The sequence below is a fragment of the Corallococcus exercitus genome, from assembly GCF_042231735.1.
Taxonomy (GTDB): domain Bacteria; phylum Myxococcota; class Myxococcia; order Myxococcales; family Myxococcaceae; genus Corallococcus; species Corallococcus exercitus_B.
This window is the reverse complement of sequence record NZ_CP102577.1, coordinates 7,396,970-7,420,581: the sequence shown is the minus strand read 5'-3', so window position 1 is coordinate 7,420,581 and position 23,612 is coordinate 7,396,970. Positions and strand designations below refer to the sequence as shown.

22 protein-coding genes are annotated in these 23,612 nt (G+C 68.4%); 10 read left to right on the top strand and 12 right to left on the bottom strand.

Annotated features, from left to right (window positions below):
• Positions 1–1,161, bottom strand: coding sequence for an acetyl-CoA carboxylase biotin carboxylase subunit family protein (locus NR792_RS29815; RefSeq protein WP_375756097.1), 1,161 nt, complete (start codon positions 1,159–1,161; stop codon positions 1–3).
• A gap of 130 nt (positions 1,162–1,291) precedes the next feature.
• Here NR792_RS29815 and NR792_RS29810 point away from each other — a divergent pair, with 130 nt between their 5' ends.
• On the top strand, positions 1,292–1,438 hold the full coding sequence (locus NR792_RS29810) for a hypothetical protein (protein WP_375756096.1): 147 nt from the start codon (positions 1,292–1,294) through the stop codon (positions 1,436–1,438).
• A gap of 126 nt (positions 1,439–1,564) precedes the next feature.
• Here NR792_RS29810 and NR792_RS29805 read toward each other — a convergent pair whose 3' ends face one another.
• Together NR792_RS29805 and NR792_RS29800 are read right to left on the bottom strand one after the other, a co-directional pair.
• Positions 1,565–2,350 carry a zinc metalloprotease gene (locus NR792_RS29805; RefSeq protein WP_375756095.1) on the bottom strand — a complete coding sequence of 262 codons (786 nt, stop codon included), beginning with the start codon at positions 2,348–2,350 and terminating at the stop codon, positions 1,565–1,567.
• A 192-nt stretch (positions 2,351–2,542) separates the two neighbouring features.
• The gene (locus NR792_RS29800; protein ID WP_375756094.1) at positions 2,543–2,830 is read right to left on the bottom strand and encodes a hypothetical protein; all 288 of its coding nucleotides are present in this window, start codon (positions 2,828–2,830) and stop codon (positions 2,543–2,545) included.
• 1,227 nt (positions 2,831–4,057) lie between these two features.
• Here NR792_RS29800 and NR792_RS29795 point away from each other — a divergent pair.
• Entirely contained in the window at positions 4,058–4,669 is a 612-nt protein-coding gene (locus tag NR792_RS29795; RefSeq protein WP_375756093.1) for a hypothetical protein, read from the top strand.
• An 83-nt stretch (positions 4,670–4,752) separates the two neighbouring features.
• Here NR792_RS29795 and NR792_RS29790 read toward each other — a convergent pair whose 3' ends face one another.
• From NR792_RS29790 to ettA, 5 genes are all read right to left on the bottom strand, one after another.
• Positions 4,753–5,091, bottom strand: coding sequence for a DUF6572 domain-containing protein (locus NR792_RS29790; RefSeq protein ID WP_375756092.1), 339 nt, complete (start codon positions 5,089–5,091; stop codon positions 4,753–4,755).
• 216 nt (positions 5,092–5,307) lie between these two features.
• The gene (locus tag NR792_RS29785; RefSeq protein WP_375756091.1) at positions 5,308–6,762 is read right to left on the bottom strand and encodes a PLP-dependent aminotransferase family protein; all 1,455 of its coding nucleotides are present in this window, start codon (positions 6,760–6,762) and stop codon (positions 5,308–5,310) included.
• 3 nt (positions 6,763–6,765) lie between these two features.
• Entirely contained in the window at positions 6,766–7,518 is a 753-nt protein-coding gene (locus NR792_RS29780) for a hypothetical protein (RefSeq protein WP_375756090.1), read from the bottom strand.
• On the bottom strand, positions 7,511–8,614 hold the full coding sequence (locus NR792_RS29775; RefSeq protein ID WP_375756089.1) for an AAA family ATPase: 1,104 nt from the start codon (positions 8,612–8,614) through the stop codon (positions 7,511–7,513). Before NR792_RS29775 ends, NR792_RS29780 begins: the two co-directional genes overlap by 8 nt.
• 72 nt (positions 8,615–8,686) lie before the next feature.
• A complete protein-coding gene (gene ettA / locus NR792_RS29770; RefSeq protein WP_375756088.1) occupies positions 8,687–10,366 on the bottom strand; it encodes an energy-dependent translational throttle protein EttA in 1,680 nt (559 codons plus the stop codon).
• Between the two features lie 184 nt (positions 10,367–10,550).
• Between ettA and NR792_RS29765 the strand changes: the two genes are divergently transcribed.
• The 4 genes from NR792_RS29765 to NR792_RS29750 all read left to right on the top strand — a co-directional run bounded on the left by NR792_RS29765 (position 10,551) and on the right by NR792_RS29750 (position 15,018).
• Positions 10,551–11,492 carry an ABC transporter ATP-binding protein gene (locus NR792_RS29765; protein WP_375756087.1) on the top strand — a complete coding sequence of 314 codons (942 nt, stop codon included), beginning with the start codon at positions 10,551–10,553 and terminating at the stop codon, positions 11,490–11,492.
• 27 nt (positions 11,493–11,519) lie between these two features.
• Complete coding sequence (locus NR792_RS29760; protein ID WP_014393340.1) at positions 11,520–12,281, top strand: ABC transporter permease; 762 nt, start codon at positions 11,520–11,522, stop codon at positions 12,279–12,281.
• A gap of 130 nt (positions 12,282–12,411) precedes the next feature.
• Positions 12,412–14,031 (top strand): serine/threonine protein kinase, encoded by a 1,620-nt coding sequence (locus NR792_RS29755; RefSeq protein ID WP_375756086.1) that lies wholly within the window; start codon positions 12,412–12,414, stop codon positions 14,029–14,031.
• Positions 14,032–14,541: 510 nt separating this feature from the next.
• Positions 14,542–15,018 carry a GNAT family N-acetyltransferase gene (locus NR792_RS29750; protein ID WP_375756085.1) on the top strand — a complete coding sequence of 159 codons (477 nt, stop codon included), beginning with the start codon at positions 14,542–14,544 and terminating at the stop codon, positions 15,016–15,018.
• A 7-nt stretch (positions 15,019–15,025) separates the two neighbouring features.
• Here NR792_RS29750 and NR792_RS29745 read toward each other — a convergent pair whose 3' ends face one another.
• The 4 genes from NR792_RS29745 to treZ form a co-directional block, all read right to left on the bottom strand.
• Entirely contained in the window at positions 15,026–15,445 is a 420-nt protein-coding gene (locus NR792_RS29745; protein WP_375756084.1) for a VOC family protein, read from the bottom strand.
• A 70-nt stretch (positions 15,446–15,515) separates the two neighbouring features.
• Positions 15,516–16,946 (bottom strand): M20 family metallopeptidase, encoded by a 1,431-nt coding sequence (locus NR792_RS29740; RefSeq protein WP_375756083.1) that lies wholly within the window; start codon positions 16,944–16,946, stop codon positions 15,516–15,518.
• A gap of 153 nt (positions 16,947–17,099) precedes the next feature.
• Positions 17,100–18,377: a discoidin domain-containing protein gene (locus NR792_RS29735; protein WP_375756082.1), complete on the bottom strand. Its 1,278-nt coding sequence runs from the start codon at positions 18,375–18,377 to the stop codon at positions 17,100–17,102.
• 148 nt (positions 18,378–18,525) lie between these two features.
• On the bottom strand, positions 18,526–20,373 hold the full coding sequence (gene treZ / locus NR792_RS29730) for a malto-oligosyltrehalose trehalohydrolase (RefSeq protein WP_375756081.1): 1,848 nt from the start codon (positions 20,371–20,373) through the stop codon (positions 18,526–18,528).
• 302 nt (positions 20,374–20,675) lie between these two features.
• Here treZ and NR792_RS29725 point away from each other — a divergent pair, with 302 nt between their 5' ends.
• The 4 genes from NR792_RS29725 to NR792_RS29710 all read left to right on the top strand — a co-directional run bounded on the left by NR792_RS29725 (position 20,676) and on the right by NR792_RS29710 (position 23,530).
• A complete protein-coding gene (locus NR792_RS29725) occupies positions 20,676–21,341 on the top strand; it encodes a hypothetical protein (protein WP_375756080.1) in 666 nt (221 codons plus the stop codon).
• 2 nt (positions 21,342–21,343) lie between these two features.
• Positions 21,344–21,796: a hypothetical protein gene (locus NR792_RS29720; RefSeq protein ID WP_375756079.1), complete on the top strand. Its 453-nt coding sequence runs from the start codon at positions 21,344–21,346 to the stop codon at positions 21,794–21,796.
• 78 nt (positions 21,797–21,874) lie between these two features.
• Positions 21,875–23,023: an AAA family ATPase gene (locus NR792_RS29715; RefSeq protein WP_375756078.1), complete on the top strand. Its 1,149-nt coding sequence runs from the start codon at positions 21,875–21,877 to the stop codon at positions 23,021–23,023.
• 129 nt (positions 23,024–23,152) lie between these two features.
• Complete coding sequence (locus NR792_RS29710; protein WP_375756077.1) at positions 23,153–23,530, top strand: DUF5335 family protein; 378 nt, start codon at positions 23,153–23,155, stop codon at positions 23,528–23,530.
• Positions 23,531–23,612 lie beyond the last annotated feature (82 nt).

The following is a 23,612-nucleotide window of genomic DNA, read 5'->3' as shown; positions in this document are numbered from 1 at the left end:
TCACGTCGCCTGGATGAAGCGGACCGCGTCCTGCATGGATTCGCGGTCCGCGTGGCGCGTGAGGTACATCTCCTCGCCCAGCAGCGAGTGGTAGATGGGCGGCAGCTCGCGGTGCACGAGCAGCGACTTGCCCAGCCGCTCGACGATCTGCGCATGCGAGTGGCGGTACTTCCGGCCGTGACGGCGGGCGCTGTGGCAGACGTGGTGGCGCGGCGTGTATTGGAAGTCCGCCACCGGGTCGCCCGTCACGACGCGGGCATAGAGCCGGTACACGTCGATGTCGCACGTGTAGTTCATCATGTCCGTCATGAAGCCGCCGGGCGGGCGCAGGTTGGCCTCCAGCACGACGAAGCGGCCATCCGGCAGGCGGAAGAACTCCAGGTGGAACCAGCGCTCGCGCAGGCCGAACGCGGCGACGACCTGGCGGCCCAGCACGTCGAGCGCGGCGGGGATGTGCTGCAGGCTCCAGAAGGAGATGTCGCGCCGCTCGGTGACGGTCTCCATGCCGCCGTCGCTGTACTCGTGGCTGAGGGTGAAGACGATGACGCCGTGGCGGTCCACGATGCCGTCGTACGTGACGATGGTGCCGCGCACGAAGGGCTGGGCCACGTAGGACGTGGGCAGCGGGTGGGCGAGCGCCGCGTCCACCTCCGCGTCGCTGGCGACCTTGAACGTGTGGGCGGCGCCCACGCCCACGTCGGGCTTGAGCACCAGCGGGTAGCCCACGCGCGCGGCGAAGGACTTCACCTGGTCCGCGTCGCGCACGCGCAGGAGGTCCGGGTGGGGGACGCCGGAGGCATGGAACACCTCCGCCATGCCGGACTTGGAGCGCAGCTTGAGGATGTCCGAGGGCTGGAGGCCGGGGACATGGAAGTCCTCGCGCAGGCGGGCCTCGACCTCGAGCCAGGACTCGTTGAGGGACTCGATGCGGTCCATGCGGCCGTGGCGCCAGGTGAGGTAGCCGGTGGCGCGCAGGAGGGCGTCGTAGTCGGTGAGGCTGGGGACGAAGAAGTATTCCCGCAGGGACTCGCGCAGCTCCGGGCGCAGGGACTCGTAGGGCGTGTCACCGATGCCCAGCACGGACACCCCGCGCTCGCGCAGCGCGGTGGCGAAGTGGAAGTACTGGGAGGGGAAGTGGGGGGAGATGAAGACGAAGTTCATGGCTCCTGGCGGGCGAGTCCTCCGCTGGGGTGGGACCATAGCGGCACCGCCCCCGCCCTAGAAGCCCGGTGGGGAACAGTGTCCACCAGCGGGACTCGCGCCGGGGGCCTGGCCCGGGAACACTCGCGCCATGGCGGAGGATTCCAAGGGGTTCGCACAGGCGCGGGAGGCGATGGGAAGGCACACCATCCCGGAGCTCATCGACCTGCTGGAGAGCGAAGACGTCCGCACGCGGTTCCTGGCGGAGATGTGCCTGAGGGACGCGACGTCCACCTGACTCCACTTCCAGCCCGCGGGTCCGCGGGCCGAAAGGGAGGCTGCGGTGAAGGAGTGGCGCGACTGGTGGGCCGCGCACCGGGACACGTTCAAGAAGCGCTGGGGGGAGCGGAGCGGCGGCTGACGGCTACTGCGCCAGGTCCGGGCGGTAGGTGGCCAGGGTGCAGCGCATGCGCTGCACCTGCTCCGCGCTGAAGCCCGTCATGCAGGCGTCGTCCGTCAGCTCCATGTAGTTCTGGATGGGGACGGGCACGCCGCCGCAGCTCGTGATTCCCGCGGTGCACCCCTTGTGGGAGGTGGCGTTGGGCGGGGTGTCGCAGATGCGGTCTCCGGTGGTGTAGCAGTCTGGCGCCGTGGCCGTGCCGCACCCCGAGTAGTACGTGTGGAACAGGCCCAGGTAGTGGCCCACCTCGTGCGTGACGGTCCGCCCGTTGTGGTACGGCATGACGGGCCCCACCCGGCCGAAGGCCAGCCAGTTGATGACCACCCGGTCCTGCGGCTGACCGACAGCGCCCGTGGGCTCCGCCGGGAGGAAGGGCACGTACCCGCGCGAGCCGCCGGCGCTGTGGGTGTAGATGTTCAGATAGCGCGTCGGATCCCAGGCAGTGCTGAGCCAGTAGCTGCCCGTGTCCTGGTACCACGTCGTGTTGCAATAGCGCTGGATGCCCGTGGTCGGGTTGCCCGAGGGGTCCACGGTGGCAAGGAAGAACTCAATCTTGCTGTCCACGCCACCCGCCCCCGGCGTGCCGGGCAGCGCGCGGAAGTCCTCATTGAGGACCGCAATCTGGCTGTGGACCAGCGCGTCCGAGACATTGCCATTCGTGCACGCGCTGTCCGCGACGACATGGACCACCACCGGAATGCGCCGCACCGCCACGGGCAGCCATTGAGGCCCGGGGACGGTCGAGTCCATGGAGCAGTCGGAGGCGGTCGAGGAGGCGAACTTCGCCACCCAGGACGGCGCGGGCTCAGGGGCCGCACAGCTGTGGGAGTCAACCGGGTGGGACGCTCCGGACAGGAGCGCCAGGACATGACCGACCATCATGGAATGAAGTGTCATTTGAACCCAGGATACCTTGGGCTCTCACGCCGGGGCGCCACCCCTTCAGACCAGATGTCCGCCATTGCAGCCGGCAACTCCCTGCCCCACCCAGGGACTCAAATGTTCATTGAATTCTTGGTCGTTCATTTGGCCCTCGCCGACCCTCCACCACAGCCCTGACTCCAGCAAGACCCTCAGAGGAATGGATGGGAATGCCCGTTTGAAATAGAAAACAATCGCAGAATACGAAATCCCGCCTTCAAGCATGCCGCCCAGCAACTCCGCGAGTTCCACAGGGGTCAGCAGCTTCTCTTTCGCACGAAGCACGTTCAAGACGTCCGCGTCACGCATCTTGAATCCTCACAATCTCCAGGACTCGAGCAGAACCGATGACTCGGGCCCCAGCGTGCATCGGGATTTCCATTCCTCGAGCCACGTGCAGCCAAGGCTCGGACAGAAACGGCTCGATGATTGCCTCCTTCTCCTGCCCTGGCACAAGCGGTCCTGCGTCATCCAACGTGACGGAACCCCCATCCAATGCCATCCGGCCATCGTCGGCTCGACTTCCAATGTTCCAGGATGGCCTGAACACTTTCCCCAGCGTTCCCTGGGTGCCGCCCTCGTCAGGCGTCAAGAGCCTGACCCGTGCACGGATGAGCAACCGCTCTCGCATGGCTCTCTCCAGTTCGTTGCGTTTTGGGTGAGCACAGAACGCTCCAGTCGCGAATAGTCTTCAGTCTTGGACCTGAGTAATGCCTCTCGGTCCGACACTCGCATCTAGCTGCCGGGTCCATCCAGTAGCCCCCGAGGAAGCAAGCCAGGGAACTCGACTTCGAAGGCTCGAACATCCTTGACGAGCTGCCGGACAGACTCGTCGCGCATTTGCCCTTGGTATCGCAGGGTGTCTGCACACCGGGCAAGCACCCACTCGATATCCAAGACCGGAGCGCCTGGCCTTCCCCGAAGCCCTTGAAGAACTCCGGCCAGGTCGCGAGCCCATGTGTCATTTTCACTGCCCGCCATCTCGCCTCCTACCTGTGAGTATCCTTGAGCATCCCCTCAAGCCCGCCGGCCATGCGTCTCACGGCTTCGCGCAGTTCGTCTTCTTGAAGCGAGGTGAAGCACAGCCGCAGCGCATTCAGGGGCGCGCGGTCGAAGGTGTAGTGCGTAGTCGTCCTCGATGAACGCGACGCGTGAGGCCCGGCGGTCGGCGGCCTCGCTTCCTCACTCTGTCCCCGACCCTGCCCGCGTTGTAGAATGGGCGCATACCATGGGCTCGCTACCTCGCGCTCTTCCTCGGCTTCGTCACCGCGCTCCTTCGGACCGCAGCGGCGGGGCTTCGTCGACACCTGCGAATGCGCATGCTTGCGTCGGAGCCTTCGAGCTCGTCGCTGCCATGCTTGGTGCCTCCGCAGGGCTCACGCCGAATCAGACGGTCGCCTTCCCACAAACGTGGACGCTGGGTGGCACTCTGCGCGGCGCCAACGCCACCTCCGCTAATTTGACCCCGGGAGTTCCCATTGGACCGACGCCGGTTTGGACGGTCCACCATCCATGGCCGCACCCATGACGAGGGACATGGGCCTCGAAACCTTGGTGTTGCTCCTGGCCAAGCTCGGCTTCAGGAAGCGCGCAGGCCATGTGTTCACGCTCGATCTCGCCCCTAACGTGCTCGGGTGGCTGGGCCTCAATCGAGCGACGCGACACCTTGCTGCGGGCGAAGTGGAGATCAACCCCGTCATCGGCGTGAGGTTCCAAGAAGTGGAGCGACTCGTGGCTGAGTGTCGTGGCGAAAAGTTCCATGCCTACCAGCCATCGACAATCAGCAGTCCGCTCGGATACTTGATGCCCGAGAAGAAGTACAAGGCATGGGTGTTCGCGCCTGGGCGCTCGGAGACGGTAGCAACCGACATGACCAATGCGATCGCCATGCACGGGGTTGCTTTCATGCGCTCGGTTGTCGATCTCGACGAACTGCGCAAGCTGCTTCGAGGCGAGTTCGGACTTGAACACCAGCTAGCATACCGACGCCCTACGGCAGCGCTGGTCGCGGGGGAGCCTGAGCAGGCGCGCGCCCTGCTGGACGAGGCGCTCGCGGCCATTGGTGCGCGAACGGACCTCGCGGCAGCTGAATTCAGGAAGTTTGCGGCATCGCTCCGCAGCCGGTTGCTGCCTCGGTCATTTCAATAGGCGGGGCTTTTCCACTGTCACCAGTAGTACGAGTTCAGCCGCTCCAGTGGCCCGAACGCCTCTGGAGCGGAGGTGCATGCCGATCAACGAGCGGGATGCATGGCGGTAACGTTCACGCGCAAGCCGATGCCTAGCCGCTGGAGTTGCATCGCGGCGTGCTTGAGGATCGTCGCGAATTCCCCCCTCGGCGCCTCGCAGCAGTCGAGCTGGATGTCCACCGGCTGGCCTGCTGTTTCGGGATACTGCCGGGCCAAACTCCCGTCCATGATGAAACCGGCGTACGCGTTGATTTTCTCCTTCAACTGCGAGGCTTGAGCCGCCTCGGCACCCCACGCGCGCGCCTCGACCATGATCATGAGGTACCGGCCCGACGCATCGTGCCCCACAACGTCGACTACGTTCGGCTGAGCTACTCCTGGCACTGTTCACCTCCAAAATCTATACGCCGCGTTCGCCAATGAATGGTGAGGGCCCAAACTGCGCGTCTCTAGAGTGGGGTCCCTCGTCGTGAAGAGCCAGCCCGAGCGCAGAACAGGTCCCATCGCCAAGACGCGGGACTCCCCATCCCACTGCACGGACGTCGCCGGCCCGGCCTCCGACGGGCGGGCAGCCGGGCAGCGTCCTTCAGGGGTCGGCGTTCACCTACTGGGAAGCGCGCCGGCCATGCGTCTCACGGCTTCGCGCAGCTCGTCCTCTTGGAGCGAGGTGAAGCACAGTCGCAGCGCGTCCAGGGGCGCGCGGTCGAAGGTGTAGTGGCCGCCGTGCAGGAAGCCGACGCCCTCGCCCAGGCCCCGCTCGGCCCAGCGGGCGGCGTCCACGCCGGGAGCGCAACGGGCCCACAGGGTCATGCCGCCCGCGGGCACGGTGAAGTCGAGCACGGTGCCCAGGGATGCCCGCAGTGCTTCTACGAGCGCATCGCGGCGGGAACGGTACACGGAGCGCATCTTGCGGACGTGGCGCTGGACCTCGCCCTCCTCAAGCAACTCGGCGACAGCGGCCTCGGTGACCCCGTCGCCCTGCCGGTCCACGGCGGCGCGTACGGAGGCCGCGCGGGTGATGAACGGCGCAGGCGCGGCGAGGAAACCCAGCCGCAAGCCCGGCGCGAGCACCTTGGACAGCGTGCCCACGTAGAGCACGAGTCCGTCACGGTCCTGGCTTGCGAGCGGCAGCACAGGAGGACCGTCGAAGTGGAACTCGTGATCGTAGTCGTCCTCGATGAGCGCGACGCGCGACGCCCGGGCCCACGAGAGGAGCCGCTGCCGGCGCTCAGGCGAAAGCGTGACGGTGGTGGGGTACTGGTGATGCGGCGTGAGGTAGACGGCGCGCACCGGACCCAAGCGCTCCAGCACGTCCACGCGAAGGCCCTCGGAGTCCACGGGAACGGGGACGACGTTCGCGCCGGTGAGGCGGAAGGCATCCCACGCGGGAAGGTAGCCCGGGGACTCCACGGCCACGGTGTCACCGGGCCGGAGCAGCGTGCGCGCCGCGAGATCCAACGCGCCCTGACTGCCCCGGGTGATGAGCAGCGTCTCGGCGGTGACAGCCATGCCGCGAAGCGAAGCCAGCATCCCGGCCAAGGCCTCACGAAGCCCGGCGTGACCCAGGGGCGCGGCATAGTCGAGCAGCCGCTGCCCCCCGCGCTTCAGCGCACGCCGGTACGCACGCGCGAGCACCTCCGAAGGAAGCAGCCGCACATCCGGGCTGCCGGTCAGCAACGACAACATGCCGCGAGGCGCCGCTGGCCCGCGAGGCAGCGCACGGGTCTCCACGGCGGGAGGCATCACGAAGCCCACGTCCGAAGCCGCCTGCACGGCAGGTACAGCGGACGCATCCTCCGGAGCCGCTTCCGCGACGAAGGTGCCCAGCCCCGGAGTGGTGACGATCCACCCCTGGGCCTCCAGTTCCTGGTACGCCGCGAGCACGGTGTTGCGGTGCACGCCCAGCGACACCGCGAGCGCGCGGCTCCCGGGAAGCGGCTCCCCGGGACGCAGCCGCCCGCGCCGTACGTCCTCCGCCAGCGCCCGCGCAATCTGCACGAAGCGCGGCGTTGGCGACCGCGAGTCCAGCGGAACCGTCAGCGTCCAGCGAACCATGGGTCAGGTTCGCGGCTGCCCGTTATCCATCACTTGAACCAATCGATCCCTGACTTCCGTCAGGAACTGCGTCAACCCGACGCGCTCGCCGCGTTCTCGCAGCATATCCAATGGAGTGTCGCGCAGACATTCGCGCTCCCGCTCCGGGTCCCCGGACGTAAGCTCTTCCAGCGCCTTCTTGGCGTCGTTCTTCGCACCGTGCTCACTCGCCGTCAGTCGGTGTGCGTCTCGAACGGGATGGAAGGAGAGCCGCTGCTCGAGAGCGTGGAGTGCCTTTTCTTCGTGGGCTTTCGCCTCGAAGCCGGTGAGGACCCAGCACTCCCGCTTGGGCTCGGCGACACCAATGACGACTTCGAAGGGCCAAGGCTTGTCTCCGCGAGCCTGCTCCAATCCGATGCGCCGACGGTCGTCTGCATCGCTGTCACGGACCAGCATCACCGCATGGGGCTTCGTGTCCGAATCCACGAACAGCAAGAGAGCGCGTCGAGCCACAAGGGCATCAGGCTCGCCGGGCTTGTCTCCAAAGTGTCCAAAGAGGCCCTTGAGCCCGGCCTTCTTTGCTTCTTCTCGTACGGAGGCCCACCGGAGGAAGGGCTCAGAAGGCGTCAGCCCGCGCCAGCGGCGCTGGGGGTCGAGCATTTCCTCGTCGAGCCAGTCGATAGCCTCCACCAGCACACGGTCGGCAAGCACGCATGCCGTGTCCCGGTCCGCACGGGCCTCGCAGACCACGCCAAAGTCGTACGCGGGCTCACTCATGCGGCGCGGACGCGGGCACCTTGCCAATCCAGCTCTCGCCCACGGTGCTCCAGAACTCCCCGGGGCTCATCAGGTCCTTCCACTTCTCGAACTCAGGATGCGCGGTGAGCTTCTCGCAGCGAGCAAACCCGTTCTCGGCCAGGAAGGTCATCCTTATCTCCTCTGGCTTCAGGTAGTTCAGGATGAAGGGCGAATGGCTGGTCGCCACGATCTGCAGTTCGGGAGCGTTCTTCTGGATGGCGCGCAGAACTTCTATGAGCCTCCCCTGAGCAACGGGATGCAGCGCCAGCTCAATGTCATCCAAGAGGAGAAGCTTGGGCCTCTGCGGTCCAAGCAGCACCGTAAGCAAGCCCAGAGCCATCAACGTGCCTTCGCCTACGGAGTCCGCGGGCACCCCCTTGGCGCCCTGCATGTCTAGCACGAGCCGATTTCCCCAAAGCGTCCGTTTCTCGGACACATGAGTCGTCTGATCATCAAGGGCAATCGTTCGCAGACTGCTCTGCTCGACCGAAGCTCGCTCGACGCGGATCTTTCGAACGGACGGCACGACCTGCTTCAAAGCGGATTCAATCTCTCCGAACAGGTCCTCATGACTCAGCTTGAGGAACGCAATCGTGGAGGCCAGCCCGGTGCCGTCACTAGCAACCGCTGGCACCTGCTCCTCGCTATAAGATGCGTCCGCCAGTTTCCTCGCCTCGAAGCGCAAGAGCGTCGCGGTCCGCAAGAACAAGCGCAGCTTGTCATTCGCCCGACTCAGCTCCCGTTCGGATTCCTCATCCAGCCTGGCCGTAGGAGGCCAGCTCTGGGTGGGCCCTCCAACCCCTGAAACAACAACCTTGCCGAGGGAAGGCCCGAAGCGGGCGTAGAAGGTCAGCTCGATCGGCTGACTTACTCCAAACGAACGGAAGCTCTCCGGGATGACCCCCTCTTCTGGAAGCGTACCTGGAGGCGTTGCAAGCCTGGCCGGCATCCGTAGACCATCAAGCAGCGTCGTCTTGCCCGAAGCGTTCGGCCCCACCAGCACGGTGAAGGGCTCCAGGTCCAGGTCGAGTGAGCGGTACGCCTTGAAGTTGCGGAATTGCACCGACTGAATCACGCGTGCACCCTCCTCCCGACGACGACTCCGCCCTGGAATCACTCACGGGGCGGAGCACAGCACCACCGTGCCTCAGTTCTTCGTCAGCGGGCGGTAGCGGATCCGGTGCGGCTCCAGCGCGTCCGGACCCAGGCGCTTCTTCTTGTCCGCCTCGTAGTCCTCGAAGTTGCCCTCGAAGAAGAACGCCTTGCTGTCACCCTCGAACGCCAGGATGTGCGTGGCGATGCGGTCCAGGAACCAGCGGTCGTGGCTGATGACCACCGCGCAGCCCGCGAAGTTCAAGAGCGCGTCCTCCAGGCTCCGCAGCGTCTCCACGTCCAGGTCGTTCGTGGGCTCGTCCAACAAGAGCAGGTTGCCGCCCTCCTTGAGCATCTTCGCCAGGTGCACCCGGTTGCGCTCGCCGCCGGACAGGTCCTTCACCCGCTTCTGCTGGTCCTGCCCCTTGAACGCGAAGCCCGCCAGGTACGCGCGGCTGGGCATCTGGCCCGCGCGGCCCAGGTCCAGGTGATCCAGGCCACCACTCACCTCCTGGAACACCGTATGCTCGCCGTTCAGCGCGTCGCGGCTCTGGTCCACGTAGGCCATCTTCACGGTCTCGCCCACGCGCAACTCGCCCGCGTCCGGCTTCTCCACGCCCGTCAGCATCCGGAACAGCGTCGTCTTGCCCGCGCCGTTCGGACCAATCACGCCCACGATGCCACCCGGCGGCAGCTTGAAGTTCAGGTCGTCGATGAGCAGCCGGTCCCCGTACGCCTTGCGCAGCCCCTTCGCCTCCACCACCAAGCCGCCCAGCTTCTCGCCCGGCGGAATCACCACCTCGCCCGTCGGCTCGCGCTTCTCCTGCGACTGGTTGAGCAGGTCCTCGTACGCCGCGATGCGCGCCTTGCTCTTCGCCTGACGCGCCTTCGGAGACGCGCGCACCCACTCCAGCTCGCGCTTGAGCGTCTTCTGACGGTGGCTCTCCGACTTCTCCTCCAGCTCCAGCCGCTTCTGCTTCTGGTCCAGCCAGCTGGAGTAGTTCCCCTTCCAGGGCACCCCCTCGCCGCGGTCCAGCTCCAGGATCCACTCCGCCACGTTGTCCAGGAAGTACCGGTCGTGCGTGATGCACACGATGGTCCCCGTGTAGGCCTTCAGCGCCTGCTCCAGCCACGCGACGCTCTCCGCGTCCAGGTGGTTGGTGGGCTCGTCCAGCAGCAGCAGGTCCGGCTTCTCCAGGAGGATGCGGCAGAGCGCCACGCGGCGCTTCTCACCGCCGGACAGCTTCGTCACGTCCGCGTCGCCCGGGGGCAGGCGCAGGGCGTCCATCGCCATCTCCAGCGTGCGGTCCAGCTCCCAGCCGTTCGTGGAGTCGATGAAGTCCTGCAGCTTGCCCTGCTCGGCGAGCAGCTTCTCCATCTGCGCGTCGTCCAGGGGCTCCCCGAACTTCGCGCTGACCTCGTTGAAGCGGTCCAGCGCCTGGCGGATCTCCTTCAGGCCCAGTTCCACGTTCCCCTTCACGTCCAGGGTCGTGTCCAGCTGCGGCTCCTGCGCCAGGTAGCCCACCTTCACCGTGGGGTCCGGCTTCGCGATGCCGAAGAACTCCGTGTCCACCCCCGCCATGATGCGCAGGAGCGTGGACTTGCCGGAGCCGTTGGGGCCAATCACGCCAATCTTCGCGCCCGGGAAGAAGGACAGGTAGATGCCCTTGAGGATGTCCTTGCCGTTCTTGACCTTGCGCAGGTCCTGCATCGTGAAGATGAAATTCTGGGCCATGGCGGCCTCCTCGGGATTCGCTGAAACGTAAGCGGTGCCAGCGGATAGCAGGGAGCCCCATCCGGCTCAAGGCGCCTGCACCGGCCCCGTGTCCGGTTGGACGGGGCGCGTCACGCGTTCAGGAGCGAAAACGCCTGCTCGCTGACCTGCGAACCCACTTCGAAGGTGTTAGAGGAAGCGCCCCATGTCCGAGCCCACGCCCCCTGCCCTGGAGCTGAAAGGCCTCTCCAAGGCCTACGGAAAGTTCACCGCCCTCCACGCGGTGGACCTCACCATCCGCCCCGGTGAAATCTTCGCCCTGCTGGGCCCCAACGGCGCCGGCAAGACGACCCTCATCGGCAGCGTGTGCGGCCTGGTGAAGAAGTCCGCCGGCACCATGAAGGTCTTCGGCAAGGACCTGGACCAGGACCCCACCGGGCCCCGCTACCAGGTGGGCCTGGTGCCGCAGGAGATCAACTTCGACCCGTTCTTCTCCGTCGCGGAGTCCCTGCGCATCCAGCAGGGCTACTACGGCCAGCCCCGCGACGACGCGCGCATCGACGAAGTCCTCACCGCCTTGAACCTCCAGGCCAAGAAGGACTCGCTCACGCGCGCGCTGTCCGGCGGCATGAAGCGCCGGCTGCTCATCGCCAAGGCGCTGGTGCACAAGCCGAAGCTGGTCTTCCTGGACGAGCCCACCGCGGGCGTGGACGTGGAGCTGCGGCGCGACCTCTGGACGTACGTGAAGAAGATCGCCAGCGAGGGCACCACCATCGTCCTCACCACGCACTACCTGGAGGAGGCGGAGGAGCTGGCGGACCGCGTGGGCATCATCAACGAGGGCCGCCTGCTCATGACGGAGGACAAGGCCGCGCTCCTTCGCCGCTTCGGCGAGAAGCGCCTGGTGGTCACCTTCTCCGAACCGCAGGCCGCCATGCCCGCCGCCGGCGTGCGCTTCGCCGCGAGCCTCTCCGCCGACGGCCGCACGCTCACCTACGTGGAGCGCGACAACTGCGCCCCGTCCGGGGAGCTGCTCCGCTCGCTCTACGCCGACGGGCTGCCCGTCGCGGAAGTGGAGACGCGGCGGTCGCGCCTGGAAGACGTGCTCATCGAAATCCTCCGTGGCCGCCCCTCGCAGGCCGCCTGAAAACCCAGCCCCTTCGAAAAACACCCCATGAACGTCCTCGGGATGCAGACGCTGTTCGCGAAGGAGGTCCGGCGCTTCATGCGCGTGCCGGGCCAGACCGTCCTTTCGCCCCTCATCAGCACCACGCTGTACTTCATCGTCTTCGGCTATTCGATTTCCGGCCGCATCCACGAGGTGGAAGGCCACCCGTACCTGCACTTCATCGTGCCGGGCCTCGTCTTCCTGGGCATCGCCAACAACGCGTTCCTCAACAGCTCCTCGTCGCTGTTCATCACCAAGATTCAAGGCACGGTGGTGGACCTGCTGGTGGCGCCGCTGGGGCCCGGTGAGCTGATGGTGGGCTTCATCGGCGGCGCCATGGTGCGCGGCCTGGTGGTGGGCCTGCTCACGTGGATTGTGGCGGCGGTGTTCTCCGGCTTCAGCCTGGAGCACCCGCTGGCGACGCTCTACTTCCTCTTGCTGTCCAGCTACGTGTTCAGCGTGCTGGGCATGCTCGCCGCCGTGTGGGCGGAGAAGTTCGAGCAGATCAACTTCTTCCCCACCTTCGTCATGCTGCCGCTCACGTTCCTGGGCGGCGTCTTCTACTCGGTGCGCGAGCTGCCCTCGCCGTGGAACCACATCAGCCTCTTCAACCCCATGGTCTACATGGTGGAGGGGCTGCGCTACGGCATGCTCGGCAGCAGCCTGTTTTCACCGCTGGTGGGGGGCGCCATCCTCGCCGTCACCGCCGCGGTCGCCACAGGCGTCACGTACGCGGTGCTTCGCTCCGGGTACAAGATGAAGGCCTAGGCGTCAGTAGCCCGCCTGCCTCCTTTACGGGTAGGAAGGCGGGCTCCTCCCTGCTGGACAGGACATCTGTCTTTTTGGAGGTCGGCTGTTTCCCGCCCGTTGAGAAAGCGCGGTATCCTCCCGGACACCCATGGCGGTCGGTTTCGGGAAATACGAGCTGCTTCGAAAAATCGCTTCCGGCGGAATGGGACAGGTGTTCCTCGCCCGGGAGCACGGGACGGGCTTCGAGCGGCTGGTCGTCCTCAAGCTCATCCTGCCGCACCTCGCCGAGGACGAAGAGTTCCTGGAGATGTTCCTGGACGAGGCGCGGCTGGTGGCGCGGCTGTCCCACCCGAACCTCATCACCATCCTGGACCTCACGGAGATTGAGGGCCGGCACTGCCTGGCCATGGAGTACGTGCAGGGCGAGGACGTGCGCCGGCTGGACCGCTTCGCGCGCAAGCAGGAGCGCCCGCTGCCGGTGGGACTGGTGGTGCGCATCATCGCGGACGCGGCGGCGGGGCTGTCCTACGCGCACGGTGCGCGTGACGGGCACGGCCAGCCGCTGAAGCTGGTGCACCGGGACGTGTCGCCGCAGAACGTGCTCGTCGGGTTCGACGGCGGCGTGAAGGTCATCGACTTCGGCGTGGCGAAGGCGGCCACCAGCGGGCAGCAGACGGCGACGGGCGTGCTCAAGGGCAAGTACCCGTACATGTCGCCGGAGCAGGCCAACGGGATGGCGGTGGACGGCCGGAGCGACCAGTTCGCGCTCGGCGTCGTGATGTGGGAGCTGCTGACGGGCAAGCGCCTCTTCAAGGGCGACACGGACCTGATGACGCTGCGGCTGGTGCGCGACTGCCAGGTGCCGCCGCCGTCGCAGTTGAATCCGAAGCTGCCGCCGGGCCTGGACGAGGTGGTGCTCAAGGCGCTCGCGCCCACGCCGGAGGGCCGCTATCCGGACTGTGCCGCGTTCCGGTTGGCGCTGGAGGACTGGGCGCTCAACCTGCGCCTGCCTTCGAGCAGCGCGCACCTGGCCGCGTACCTGCGGGAGCTGTACGCGGACCGCATCGCCACGGAGGCGGACCCGGCGAAGCTGGATCAGCTGGCCGAGGACGTGGACCTGGACTCGCAGTCCAACTCCTCGCGGGACGGGATGCCCACGTCGGGGGCTCGGGGACAGGCCGCGTCACGAGCGTCGAAGCTGGTGGGGCCGCCGTCCCGTCCGCCCACGCGCGTGGAGCCGGAGAAGACGCGCAACACCGCGGCCCTGGCGCCGGAGCCCCCGAAGCGCCGCATGTGGCTGCCCTTCGTGGTGGGCGGCACGGCGCTGGTGATGGGTGGCGCGGCGGTGGTGCTGGTGCGCGATGGCGCCGAGGCGGTGACGCCGCCCGCGGTCGTGGCCACGCGGCCCCCGGATGGAGCGCAGGGCCGCACGCCGGAGACGCCCACGCGTCCCACGCAGCCGGAGACGCCCCCGCAGAACGCCGCGCCCCAGCCGGTGCGCCTGATGGTGACGAGCGAGCCGCCCGGCGCCACGGTGCAGGTGGCGGGCGAGGAGCGCGGCATCACGCCGGTGGCCGTGCCGCTGGTGCCCGGTGAGCCATCGGTGGCGGTGACGCTCGCGCTCAACGGCTATGAGCCGGTGACGCGGCAGGTGTCCGCGGCGGACGCGCCCTCGGTGGCGGTGGCGCTGCAGCGCCGGGTGACGAAGCCGGCGACGCAGCCGAAGAAGCCGTCCGGGTCGTCGCTGGGCATCAAGACGGGGCGCTGAGGCGCCTTGCCGTGCCGCCGGTCCGGCGGACATGCAACGACCGCGCTGGAGAGGCGCGGAGGTGCGCTGAGGCACGTGCCTGCACGGGGCTCGGCGCGCGTCCGGGCTGACTCCGCCGTGGGCCTCTCCTGCGCGTGAGCCGTACCGCGTCCGTGCCGTTCGCGCACGGCTCCCGCTTCCCCTGGACCTCCCTGCGGTAGAGCCTCCCGCCCGGCTCGGTCCCAACGGGTCCGACTGTCGGACAGGTTTCCGCCGCCCGGCTGGAGCGGCGCCCCCCGACCCCGGCGCTTGTCCCAACCTGTCCGACTGTCGGACAGGTTTCCGCTGCTCGGCTGGAGCGGCGGCCCCCCCGACCCCGGCGGTTGTCTGAACCTGTCCGACAGTCGGACAGGTTCGTGCGGTGCGCTGCCGCCGGAGCGTCCCCACCGGATTCTCTTCTTCTCATCCCCGTGGACACATCCGGCAGGCACGGGCCTTGCGACGCGGCTTCGCGGGCGCCAGAACCTCCCCATGATGGTGATTGAACCGGCCCGGTTCCCGGAGGACCTGGCGTTGGTGCGGACGCTGTGGCGCGAGTACGCCGAGGGCCTGGGCATCGACCTGGGGTTCCAGGACTTCGAGTCCGAGCTCGCGAGCCTGCCCGGCAAATACGCGCCCCCCAGGGGACGGCTGCTGCTCGCGCGGCGTGGCGCGGAGGAGCTGGGCTGCGTGGCGCTGCGGCCCCTCTCCGACGGCGCCTGCGAGATGAAGCGGCTCTACGTCCGGCCCGCCGCACGGGGTGAGCAGCTGGGACGCAAGCTCGCGGAGCGCATCTGCGACGAGGCGCGCGCGGCCGGCTACTCGCGCATCTGCCTGGACACGCTGTCCACCATGAGCGCGGCCATTGGCCTGTATACGTCGCTGGGGTTCCGGCCGATTGAGCCCTACGTGTTCAACCCCATCCCGGGTGCGCTGTTCCTCGGACGGGACCTGTCCCCAGGGCCTTGAAGCCCCGTCAGGCGCGTTTGGCCCGCGACTCCGCCGACACGACGACCACGTAGCCGTCCGGGTCCTTCGCCCAGAACTCCCAGCGCCGGGAGTTCGGGTTCACGTGCGGCTCCTCCACCCACTCCACCTTCAGCGCGCGCGCCGCCTCCACGCATGCGTCGAAGTCCGTGGTCTCGAACCACAGCAGCACGCCGTGGCCTCGCGGCGCCGAGTCCGGCCCCATCAGGTTGGCGTGCTCGTCCAGGTCCCACGCGTGCAGCTGGAGCACGAGCTCGCCGTTGTTCAGCAGCATCTCGTACTCGGGACCGCCGTGCCCGCTCTCGCAGCCGAGCACCGCCTGGTACCACCGGCTGCTCGCCTCGACGTCGCGCACCGCGATGAGGGGCTGCGCGCGGACGTGGCCCGTGCGACGGGGCTTGCTCGGCATGGGACGCTCCGGAGGCCAGGTTCGGAGAAGGACGGGGCACCCGCGGCCCCGCCCTTCCGGTGATGCACGACTACCGCTTGAAGTGCTCCGCGACGACGCTCGCCACCGCGGCGGTCAGCTTCTTGCCCGTGGGGATGTGCAGGAACTCGTTGGGCCCGTGCGCGTTGCTGCCCGGCCCCAGGAGGCCCGTGATGAGGAACTGCGCCTCCGGGAAGCGTTCACCCAGCATGCCCATGAACGGGATGGTGCCACCCTCGCCCATCGCCATGGCGGACTTGCCGAAGTAGGCCTTGGACGCGGACTCCACCGCGCGCGACAGCCAGCCGGCCAGCGGCGGCGCGTCCCAGCCCACCGACGCCTTGTCCCCGTCGAACGACACCTTCGCGCCGTACGGCGGATCCTTCTCCAGCGTCTCCTTCAGCGCCTTCGCGGCCACCTTGGGGTCCACGCGCGGCGGGATGCGCATGGACAGCTTCCACGTCGTGAAGGGGCGCAGCACGTTGCCCGCGCTCGCCAGCCCCGGCACGCCATCCACGCCCGTCAGCGCCAGCGCCGGCCGCCAGGTGCGGTTGAGCACCAGCTCCGCGCCGTCCGTCGTCACCGGACGCGCGCCCTCCACCCAGGGGAACTTCGAGGACAGCTCTTCGCCCAGCGTCTCCGCCGCGGCCTTCGCCTGCTGGCGCCGGCCCTCGGGAATCTCCGTGTGCAGTTCCTTCACCTTGATGTGGCCCGTGGCCTCGTCCTCCACGCGCGACAGCAGCTGCCGCATGATGCGCATGGAAGAGGCCACCACGCCCGTCGCGTCGCCGGAGTGCACGCCCTCCGTGAGGATGTCCACGCGCAGGTTGCCGGCCACCATGCCGCGCAGGCTGGTGGTCATCCAGAGCTGGTCATAGTTCGCGCAGCCCGAGTCCAGGCACACCACCAGCGACGGCTTGCCGATGCGCGGCGCCAGCGCCTCGATGTACGCGGGCAGGTCGTAGCTGCCGCTCTCCTCGCACGCCTCGATGACGATGGCGCAGCGGGCGTGCGGCACGCCCTGCTCCTTCAAGAGCCGCAGCGCGGACAGCGACGCGAACGCGGAGTAGCCGTCATCCGCGCCGCCGCGGCCGTAGAGCTTGTCGCCCTCGCGCACGGGGGTCCACGGCGTCAGGCCCTCGCGCCAGCCGGTCATCTCCGGCTGCTTGTCCAGGTGGCCGTACAGGAGCACGGTGTCGTCACCGCGCGTGCCCGGCACCTCCATGTAGATGACCGGCGTGCGGTCCTTGCCGTCCGCCGTCTTCAGCCGCACCACCTCCACCGTGAGCCCCGGCAGGTGCGCGGCCTGCGCGCGGCACCAGTCCGAGATGAGCTGCACGGCCTGCTCCATGTGGCCGGTCTTCACCCAGTCCGGATCGAACGAGGGCGACTTGTTGGGGATGCGGATGTAGCGCTCCAGCGCCGGGAGGATCTCCTGCTCCCAGATGCGCTCGGACGAGGCGAGGGCTTGGTCGACGTTCATGGCGCCGCCATGCTGCCCAGCCCGGCGCTCCCTGTCGATGGAAAGCCCCTCGTCCCGAGGGCCGGGGCCCCCCGTCCCGGGCCTCCCCGCCCGCCCGGCGCGCGGCCTGCCGTCCTGCGTCAGGCCGCGTGCGGGCGGGGTTTCACGCGGGGTTCAGGGCTGGATTTCGCGGACGCTCAGCCACTTGAAGTCCACGTCCGTGGCGTTGTCCCAGCGGAACACCGCGATGGGGCCACCCCAGGTGATGGGCATGCCCGCCACGGCGCCGCCGCAGTGCCCGGCGTCGCCGCCCCACTTGCCCGCGTCGGTGTAGTCGGAGGCCTTCTTCCACGTCACCTTGTCCGCGTTCTCGTTGACGTACAGCTCCAGCTTCACGGCCGGCTGGCCGCTGACGGTGACGTTGCGCATGACGGCCTTGAAGCCCACCCAGCGGCCCTTGAGCGCGGAGGTGGCCGTGACGTACGGCCTCTGCTCGTAGGAGACGTGCCACGTCTCCTTCTCCCAGCGCGCGCGGCCGTCGTAGTGCAGGCCGGCCTTGTAGCTGCTGCCCTCGCAGCCGGAGTGGTCGCCGTTGTGCTTCCCGCCGCGCGCGTACCACGCGAAGTTGTCCTTCACGTCGGACGCGGCGTTGACCTTCACGAAGCCGGTCATCTCGATGTTCTTCCAGTCGTTCGGCGCCTGCATGTAGCCGCGGCTCGCGAGCACGTCCCGGTCGTAGGTGGGAATCTTCCGGTCGTCGTAGCCCGTGGACGTGAAGACGCTCATCCGCACCTGCGAGTCCTTCATCTTCCAGGAGCCGTCGCTGTTGCGGGTGATGGAGTCCCGCGGGTCGAAGCGTGCGTCCGCCAGCGCGTTGTCCGCCAGCGTCCACGCCTCGCCCCCGGACTTGGAGGGGTAGAGCTGGGTGACGCCGAAGCGGTCCTTGCCCGCCGTGGGCGTGGCGGCGGAGGTGATGGCGGCCCACTCCGCGATGCTGGCCCAGGTGTTGACGGAGTTGCCGTTGACGGTGACGCGCACGTAGCGGGCGTTGCGCGCGGTGAAGCTGTAGCGCTCGAAGCTGGCGGTGGTGCCCGACGACGTCCTGGAGACGGCGGTGGACCAGGTGCTGCCGTCCGTGGACGTGGCGATGACGAACGTGTTGGTGCGCTCGTTGCCCCGGTGCCAGGCGAGGTCCACCGCGGACAGCGACTTCACGCTGCCCAGGTCGCCCCGGAGCCACTGCCCCACGCCGTCGCTGGACCACCGCGTGGTGAGGTTGCCGTCGATGGTGGCGGACGGCGTGTTGCCGTCATTGCCACTGGCGGTGACGGCGGTGAAGCCCGACGCGGCGAGCGCCGGTGTTGCGCCCCCGAGCAGCAGCAGCGCGCTCGTGGTGGTGACGTGACGCTTCCATCCCCCCCGGGACGACGGCGACGTATGGGATTGGGACAAGGTGCTTCCTCCTGGCGGCCGAGTACCGGTCCGCCCCCGAGGGCATTCCTTGTCGTTGCATGTTTCACTGGCGGAAAGAGCGGCGGCCCGCCTCCCTGCTTCCGGGTGACGGGCCGCGCGTGAAACCGTGTCTGCCTTTGCGTGCGGGCTACTCGCGCAGCCTCACCACCGCCGCGGAGGGGCCCTCCAGGCGCACGACGTTGCCGGTGAGCGGGGACCCTTCCACGGTGCCGCCGTAGCGCGGGTTCTCACTCCACACGACGATGCCCGCGCTCGCGTGCGGGGGCAGCGTGTGCACCAGCGAGCCCCGGATGTTCACGACGACGAGCAGCGTGTCCCCTTCCGCGCGGCGCTCCAGCACGAACGCGTCCGGGCCCAGCGCGCGCGCGTCGTGCGTGCCCTGACGGCTGGTGAGGATGGGCTCCGTGGCGCGCAGCCGCAGCAGCTCCTTGTAGAGCGTGTGCACGCCCCGGGCGTCCGCGCCGTCCAGCTCGTCCCAGTCCAGCGTGGAGCGGGTGAAGGTGTCGCGGGCCTGCGGGTCCGGGACCTCCTCGCCCTTGAAGCGGGAGAAGCCGGCGAACTCCTTGCGGCGCCCCTCCGTGACGAGCTTGCCCAGCTCCGCGTTGTGGTCCGTGAAGTAGAGGAACGGCGTGCGCGCGTTCCACTCCTGGCCCATGAAGAGCAGCGGCGTGAAGGGCGACAGGAGCAGCAGCGTGCTCATGGCGCGGTAGGCGGCCGGGGACACGTCCTCCGCCAGGCGGTTGCCGAAGGGCCGGTTGCCCACCTGGTCGTGGTTCTGGATGCAGTGGACGAAGTGCCACGGCCCCAGCCCCTTCGGGTCCGTGCCGCGCGCGTGGCCCAGGTTCTTGGACTTCTGGCCCGTGTAGAACCAGCCCTGACGCAGCGTCGCGGCCAGGTCCTCCGCGCTGCCGGTGTAGTCCTGGTAGTAGCCCTCGTGGTCGCCCGCGAAGGCGCGCCGCAGCTGGTGGTGCAGGTCATCCGCCCAGACGCCGTCCAGGCCGTAGCCGCCCTGGGAGGCAGGAGTGACGAGCTTGCGCTCGTTGCGCTCGTCCTCCGCGATGACGACGACGCGACGGCCGGAGCCAGCGGCGTGGGCGCGCTCGACAATCTCCGCCAGCAGGTGCGGCTGGCCGTCATCCACGAGGGCGTGCGCGGCGTCCAGGCGCAGGCCGTCCGCGTGGTAGTCGCGGATCCACATCTCCACGTTGGAGAGCACCAGCGAGCGCACGAAGCGGCTGCCCTCGCTGTCGTAGTTCACCGCGTCGCCCCAGGGCGTGTGGTGCTTGCCGGTGAAGTAGTGCGGCGAGTACGCGCGCAGGTAGTTCCCGTCCGGACCGAAGTGGTTGTAGACGGCGTCGATGAGCACCGCGAGCCCGTGCGCGTGCGCCGCGTCGATGAGCTTGCGCAAGCCCCTGGGCCCGCCGTAGGTGGCCTGCGGCGCGAAGAGGTCCACGCCGTCGTAGCCCCAGTTGCGGGCCCCCGGGAAGCTGGCCACCGGCAAGAGCTCCAGCGTGTTCACGCCCAGCTCGCGCAGGTGGGCGAGCTTCGGGATGAGCGCCTCGAAGGTGCCCTCCGGCGTGGCGGTGCCCACGTGCACCTCGTAGATGACCAGCGCCCGCGGATCCGGCCCCTTCCAGTGCGAGTCCGTCCAGCCGTGGTCGGAGCTGACGACCTCCGACGGGCCGTGCACGCCCTGGGGCTGCGAGCGGGACCACGGGTCCGGGAACGGGTCTCCGCCGTCCACGCTGAGCTTGTAGCGCGCGCCCTCGCCCAGGTCCGGCAGCGCGCCGCCGAAGCAGCCGTCCGCCTCCGGGGTGAGCGGCAGCTTGCGCAGGACGCGGTCCTCCGCGTCGTACAGCACCACGTCCACGCCCTTGTGGCCCGGCGCCCAGACGCGCCAGCGCACCGTGGAACCACCCTCCACCCACGCGCCCAGCCGCGGCGCCTGGGACCGTCCTTCAATCGATTGAGCCATGTCGTGTCCCTGTTAATGCGCCAGCGTGGACAGGGGGAGCACCCCCTGTACCGGAGTCCCACCGCTGTTCACGGGCCGACCTCTGGGGGGCCACGAGTGCGGACCGGCGGACGGAGGGCCGCATGCCGATGTCCGGTGGCGTGGAGCGTTCCTGGACCCTTCACGTCTTGTTGCCACCTTGGAATCCGGAGGGTAGTGTCAACCTCAAGCCTCTCACGATTAGAAGCTTAGTCTTCATTTACTGGAATTCACCTGATAATGAACAAGCCCCAGGGGCGCTCCTTTCCACCAGGACACCGCACATGGGGATACAGCGAAGCCACCCGGCTGCCGCATGGGTATGGGTCGCGGTGATGATGGGCTGCTCCACGCCGAACCCGGATGTCCGCGTCCGTGAGCTTCCGGATGGCCAGCTCCAGGTCACCGGTCCACTCGCGGGCCCCTTTGCCACGGTGGAGGAGCTCGCCGGGAACGCGTGCGACATCATGACCCGGCAGCCTGGCGCATCGTCTGGGGATTACGGGATGGAGTACTGCGCCCTGGTCTATTACTCGGGCGCGGAGGACGCGTACTACCTCAGCCATCTGTCCGACGTCCAAGGCACGAGCGTCGGCCGCACGAAGTCATGTCTGGTCCCCACGAGGCTGGATGATCCGCGGCACCTGGATGCCGTCATCCTGGGGCGGGGCCACAACCATCCCCACAACCGGCGCTTCTCCCAGAAGGACCTGGGGCGCGACCGCCAGTGGGTCCCCTCGCGGATCGCCGACTCGCGGACCGGCAAGGTCCTGCGGCGACACCTCCTGCTGTTCTACCGGGAGAAGGCTGGCGAGTGCCGTGCCTACAAATACGACTACACCGACCGCGAGGTGACCGCGCTGCGTGGGGGCGTCTGGGTCCCCATCGGCTCGGTCAGCGACGACCAGGGTAATATCGAGCTCTATGAAGGGCAGGACTGGACGCCATGAACATGCGCACGCGGCCTCACCGTCTGGCGCCCCTTCTCCTCGGCGTCATGGTCTGTGTCCTGGGTCAGGGCTGTAGCTACTTCGGCTATTACAAATACGAGCGGCCCGAACGCATCCCACCCGAAGAGGGGACACGCATCCGGGACCCAGACCCACGGACGTTCCAGACGACAACCGAACTGGAGGGCCCGACCTTCGCCGCGCTCCAGGTCGCGATGAAGGACTTCTTTCCTCCCGGCGCGAAGGCCAGCGGCAATCACGAACGGCTGGTCCGCTGTCTCGGGCGCAGGGACATCTTCGACGTCCGCATCCAGAAGGCGAACGACGACCTGTACGTCATCGACTTCTCCGCCAACCTCGACCGCTGCGAGGAGTGGCCACCCGACGCCGTGGTCCTGGACGCGGGCGCCACCTATCTCATTGACGGCAAGGGCCGCATCCTCGACATCCGGTAGCCCCGCTTGTCGTGTCCGGGCACGTCCCGGATGATGGGACGCCCCGCCGAAGCCCGCCCCCTCCTGGAGCCCACCGCGATGTCTCCCCGTTCCGGCGCCGAACCCTCCGCCTTCCCCGAAGGCCCGCCCATCCAGGAGCGCGTGGCCGCGCTGGAGGTGCTGTCGCCCAGGGAGATCGACGCGCGCCTGGGCGACCTGGGCTACCGGGGCCAGCCCGAGGCCCGCCGCGCGGCGTCCGTGCTCGCGTACCGCCACCTGCGCCGCATCCGCCGGCTGTACCTGGAGGGGCTGGAGCCGGAGCCCGGCACCCGTGAGAACGCCCTCTTCCTGGGCCCCACCGGCTCCGGCAAGACGTTCCTCGTGGAGCTGATGTTCCGCGAAATCCTGGGCGTGCCCACCGTGCTCGCGGACGCCACCCAGTTCTCCGAAACGGGCTACGTGGGCGACGACGTGAGCACGCTCCTGTCCCGCCTCTACGAGGCCGCGGAGCGAGACGCGGAGTGGGCCGCCTGCGGCGTCATCTGCATGGACGAGTTCGACAAGCTCGCCACCAGCCGCTCCGACAGCCGCTTCTCCGGCCAGCAGACCACCAAGGACGTGAGCGGCTTCGGCGTGCAGCGAAGCCTTTTGCACCTGCTGTCCGCGGCCCAGGCCACCTTCCCGCCGGACTTCGGCTTCACCAGCCGGATCCGCTCCGAATCCCTGGACATGGGCTGCGTCACCTTCATCGCCTGCGGCGCCTTCAGCGGCTTCCGGGGCACCGCGGAAACCATGGCCCATGTGGAGCGCGTGGGCTTCGGCCGCGAGCCGGGCAAGGGCGGCCAGAAGGACCTGGAGTCCATCGCCACGCGCATCACCGAGGAGCACCTGGAGAACACCACCGCGTTCTCCCGCTACGGCTTCATCCCGGAGCTCATCGGCCGCTTCAACCGGCTGGTGTCCTTCGCCCCGCTGGACGCGGCCACGCTGGGGGACATCCTCCAGGACACCGTGCTGCGCACCTGGGAGCGCGAGTTCGCCCACGAGGGCCTGCAGCTCACCGTGGACCCCGCCGTGCGCGAGTGGATTGTCGCCCGTGCCCTCAAGCGCGAGACGGGTGCCCGCGGCCTGCGCACCGCCCTGGCCCCCGTGCTGGAGCAGGCCGCCTACGAGCACTTCGGCCACGGCAAGGCCGCCACGGTGCGCCTGGTCCTGAAGGACGATGCCGTGACCGCCGTGCGCGACTGACTCGAAGCAGCCGACGTACCGGGGCCCGGTCCGCGGGGTCCCCGGAGCGTCGTTCAGCCGGGCCCGTCCTTCACCCGCGAGTCAGACGCCTTACGGTTGAGGCACACGACAGGCGCGCGGAGGCGGCCCATGGCACACATCAACCAGGAAGTCCCCCGGGAGCAGTGGGCGAGCTACCTCGCCGGCATCAGCAAGCAGGCCGCCACCCAGTGGGTGCGCGTGGAGTCCATCGACGCGGACACGGGCGACCAGCCCCTGGCGGACCGCCTGCCCCTGGTGGAGATCTCCCTGGAGAAGAAAGGCAGCGACTCCGGCGCGGTGCAGATCATCGTGGGCCGCGAGGATGAGCGCATCACCCACCGCATCCTCGAGCCGGACCTGCTCATCGCGGAGCTGGACAGCCAGAGCGGCGCGCTGGAGTGCCTGGAGATTGGCGAGCGCGGCGGCAAGACGCTCATCTTCTTCGAGCGCCCCGGCGAGGTGGAGGAAGTGACCGCCCGCTACTAGCAGCCCAGGGCGGAACGGCACGAAACGGCACGGGGCCAGCGGGAGCGCCCGAAGACGCCCCCACCAGCCCCTGCCCCCTCAA

What these genes read in the sequence shown, in the direction of transcription:
- NR792_RS29715 (WP_375756078.1), top strand. Translation starts at nt 21,875, where the DNA reads ATGTCTCCCCGTTCCGGCGCCGAACCCTCCGCCTTCCCCGAAGGCCCG.
- NR792_RS29815 (WP_375756097.1), bottom strand. Translation starts at nt 1,161, where the DNA reads ATGAACTTCGTCTTCATCTCCCCCCACTTCCCCTCCCAGTACTTCCAC.
- NR792_RS29740 (WP_375756083.1), bottom strand. Translation starts at nt 16,946, where the DNA reads ATGAACGTCGACCAAGCCCTCGCCTCGTCCGAGCGCATCTGGGAGCAG.
- NR792_RS29810 (WP_375756096.1), top strand. Translation starts at nt 1,292, where the DNA reads ATGGCGGAGGATTCCAAGGGGTTCGCACAGGCGCGGGAGGCGATGGGA.
- NR792_RS29760 (WP_014393340.1), top strand. Translation starts at nt 11,520, where the DNA reads ATGAACGTCCTCGGGATGCAGACGCTGTTCGCGAAGGAGGTCCGGCGC.
- NR792_RS29745 (WP_375756084.1), bottom strand. Translation starts at nt 15,445, where the DNA reads ATGCCGAGCAAGCCCCGTCGCACGGGCCACGTCCGCGCGCAGCCCCTC.
- NR792_RS29800 (WP_375756094.1), bottom strand. Translation starts at nt 2,830, where the DNA reads ATGCGTGACGCGGACGTCTTGAACGTGCTTCGTGCGAAAGAGAAGCTG.
- ettA (WP_375756088.1), bottom strand. Translation starts at nt 10,366, where the DNA reads ATGGCCCAGAATTTCATCTTCACGATGCAGGACCTGCGCAAGGTCAAG.
- NR792_RS29795 (WP_375756093.1), top strand. Translation starts at nt 4,058, where the DNA reads ATGGGCCTCGAAACCTTGGTGTTGCTCCTGGCCAAGCTCGGCTTCAGG.
- NR792_RS29725 (WP_375756080.1), top strand. Translation starts at nt 20,676, where the DNA reads ATGGGGATACAGCGAAGCCACCCGGCTGCCGCATGGGTATGGGTCGCG.
- NR792_RS29785 (WP_375756091.1), bottom strand. Translation starts at nt 6,762, where the DNA reads ATGGTTCGCTGGACGCTGACGGTTCCGCTGGACTCGCGGTCGCCAACG.
- NR792_RS29720 (WP_375756079.1), top strand. Translation starts at nt 21,344, where the DNA reads ATGCGCACGCGGCCTCACCGTCTGGCGCCCCTTCTCCTCGGCGTCATG.
- NR792_RS29750 (WP_375756085.1), top strand. Translation starts at nt 14,542, where the DNA reads ATGATGGTGATTGAACCGGCCCGGTTCCCGGAGGACCTGGCGTTGGTG.
- NR792_RS29765 (WP_375756087.1), top strand. Translation starts at nt 10,551, where the DNA reads ATGTCCGAGCCCACGCCCCCTGCCCTGGAGCTGAAAGGCCTCTCCAAG.
- treZ (WP_375756081.1), bottom strand. Translation starts at nt 20,373, where the DNA reads ATGGCTCAATCGATTGAAGGACGGTCCCAGGCGCCGCGGCTGGGCGCG.
- NR792_RS29805 (WP_375756095.1), bottom strand. Translation starts at nt 2,350, where the DNA reads ATGGACTCGACCGTCCCCGGGCCTCAATGGCTGCCCGTGGCGGTGCGG.
- NR792_RS29780 (WP_375756090.1), bottom strand. Translation starts at nt 7,518, where the DNA reads ATGAGTGAGCCCGCGTACGACTTTGGCGTGGTCTGCGAGGCCCGTGCG.
- NR792_RS29710 (WP_375756077.1), top strand. Translation starts at nt 23,153, where the DNA reads ATGGCACACATCAACCAGGAAGTCCCCCGGGAGCAGTGGGCGAGCTAC.
- NR792_RS29755 (WP_375756086.1), top strand. Translation starts at nt 12,412, where the DNA reads ATGGCGGTCGGTTTCGGGAAATACGAGCTGCTTCGAAAAATCGCTTCC.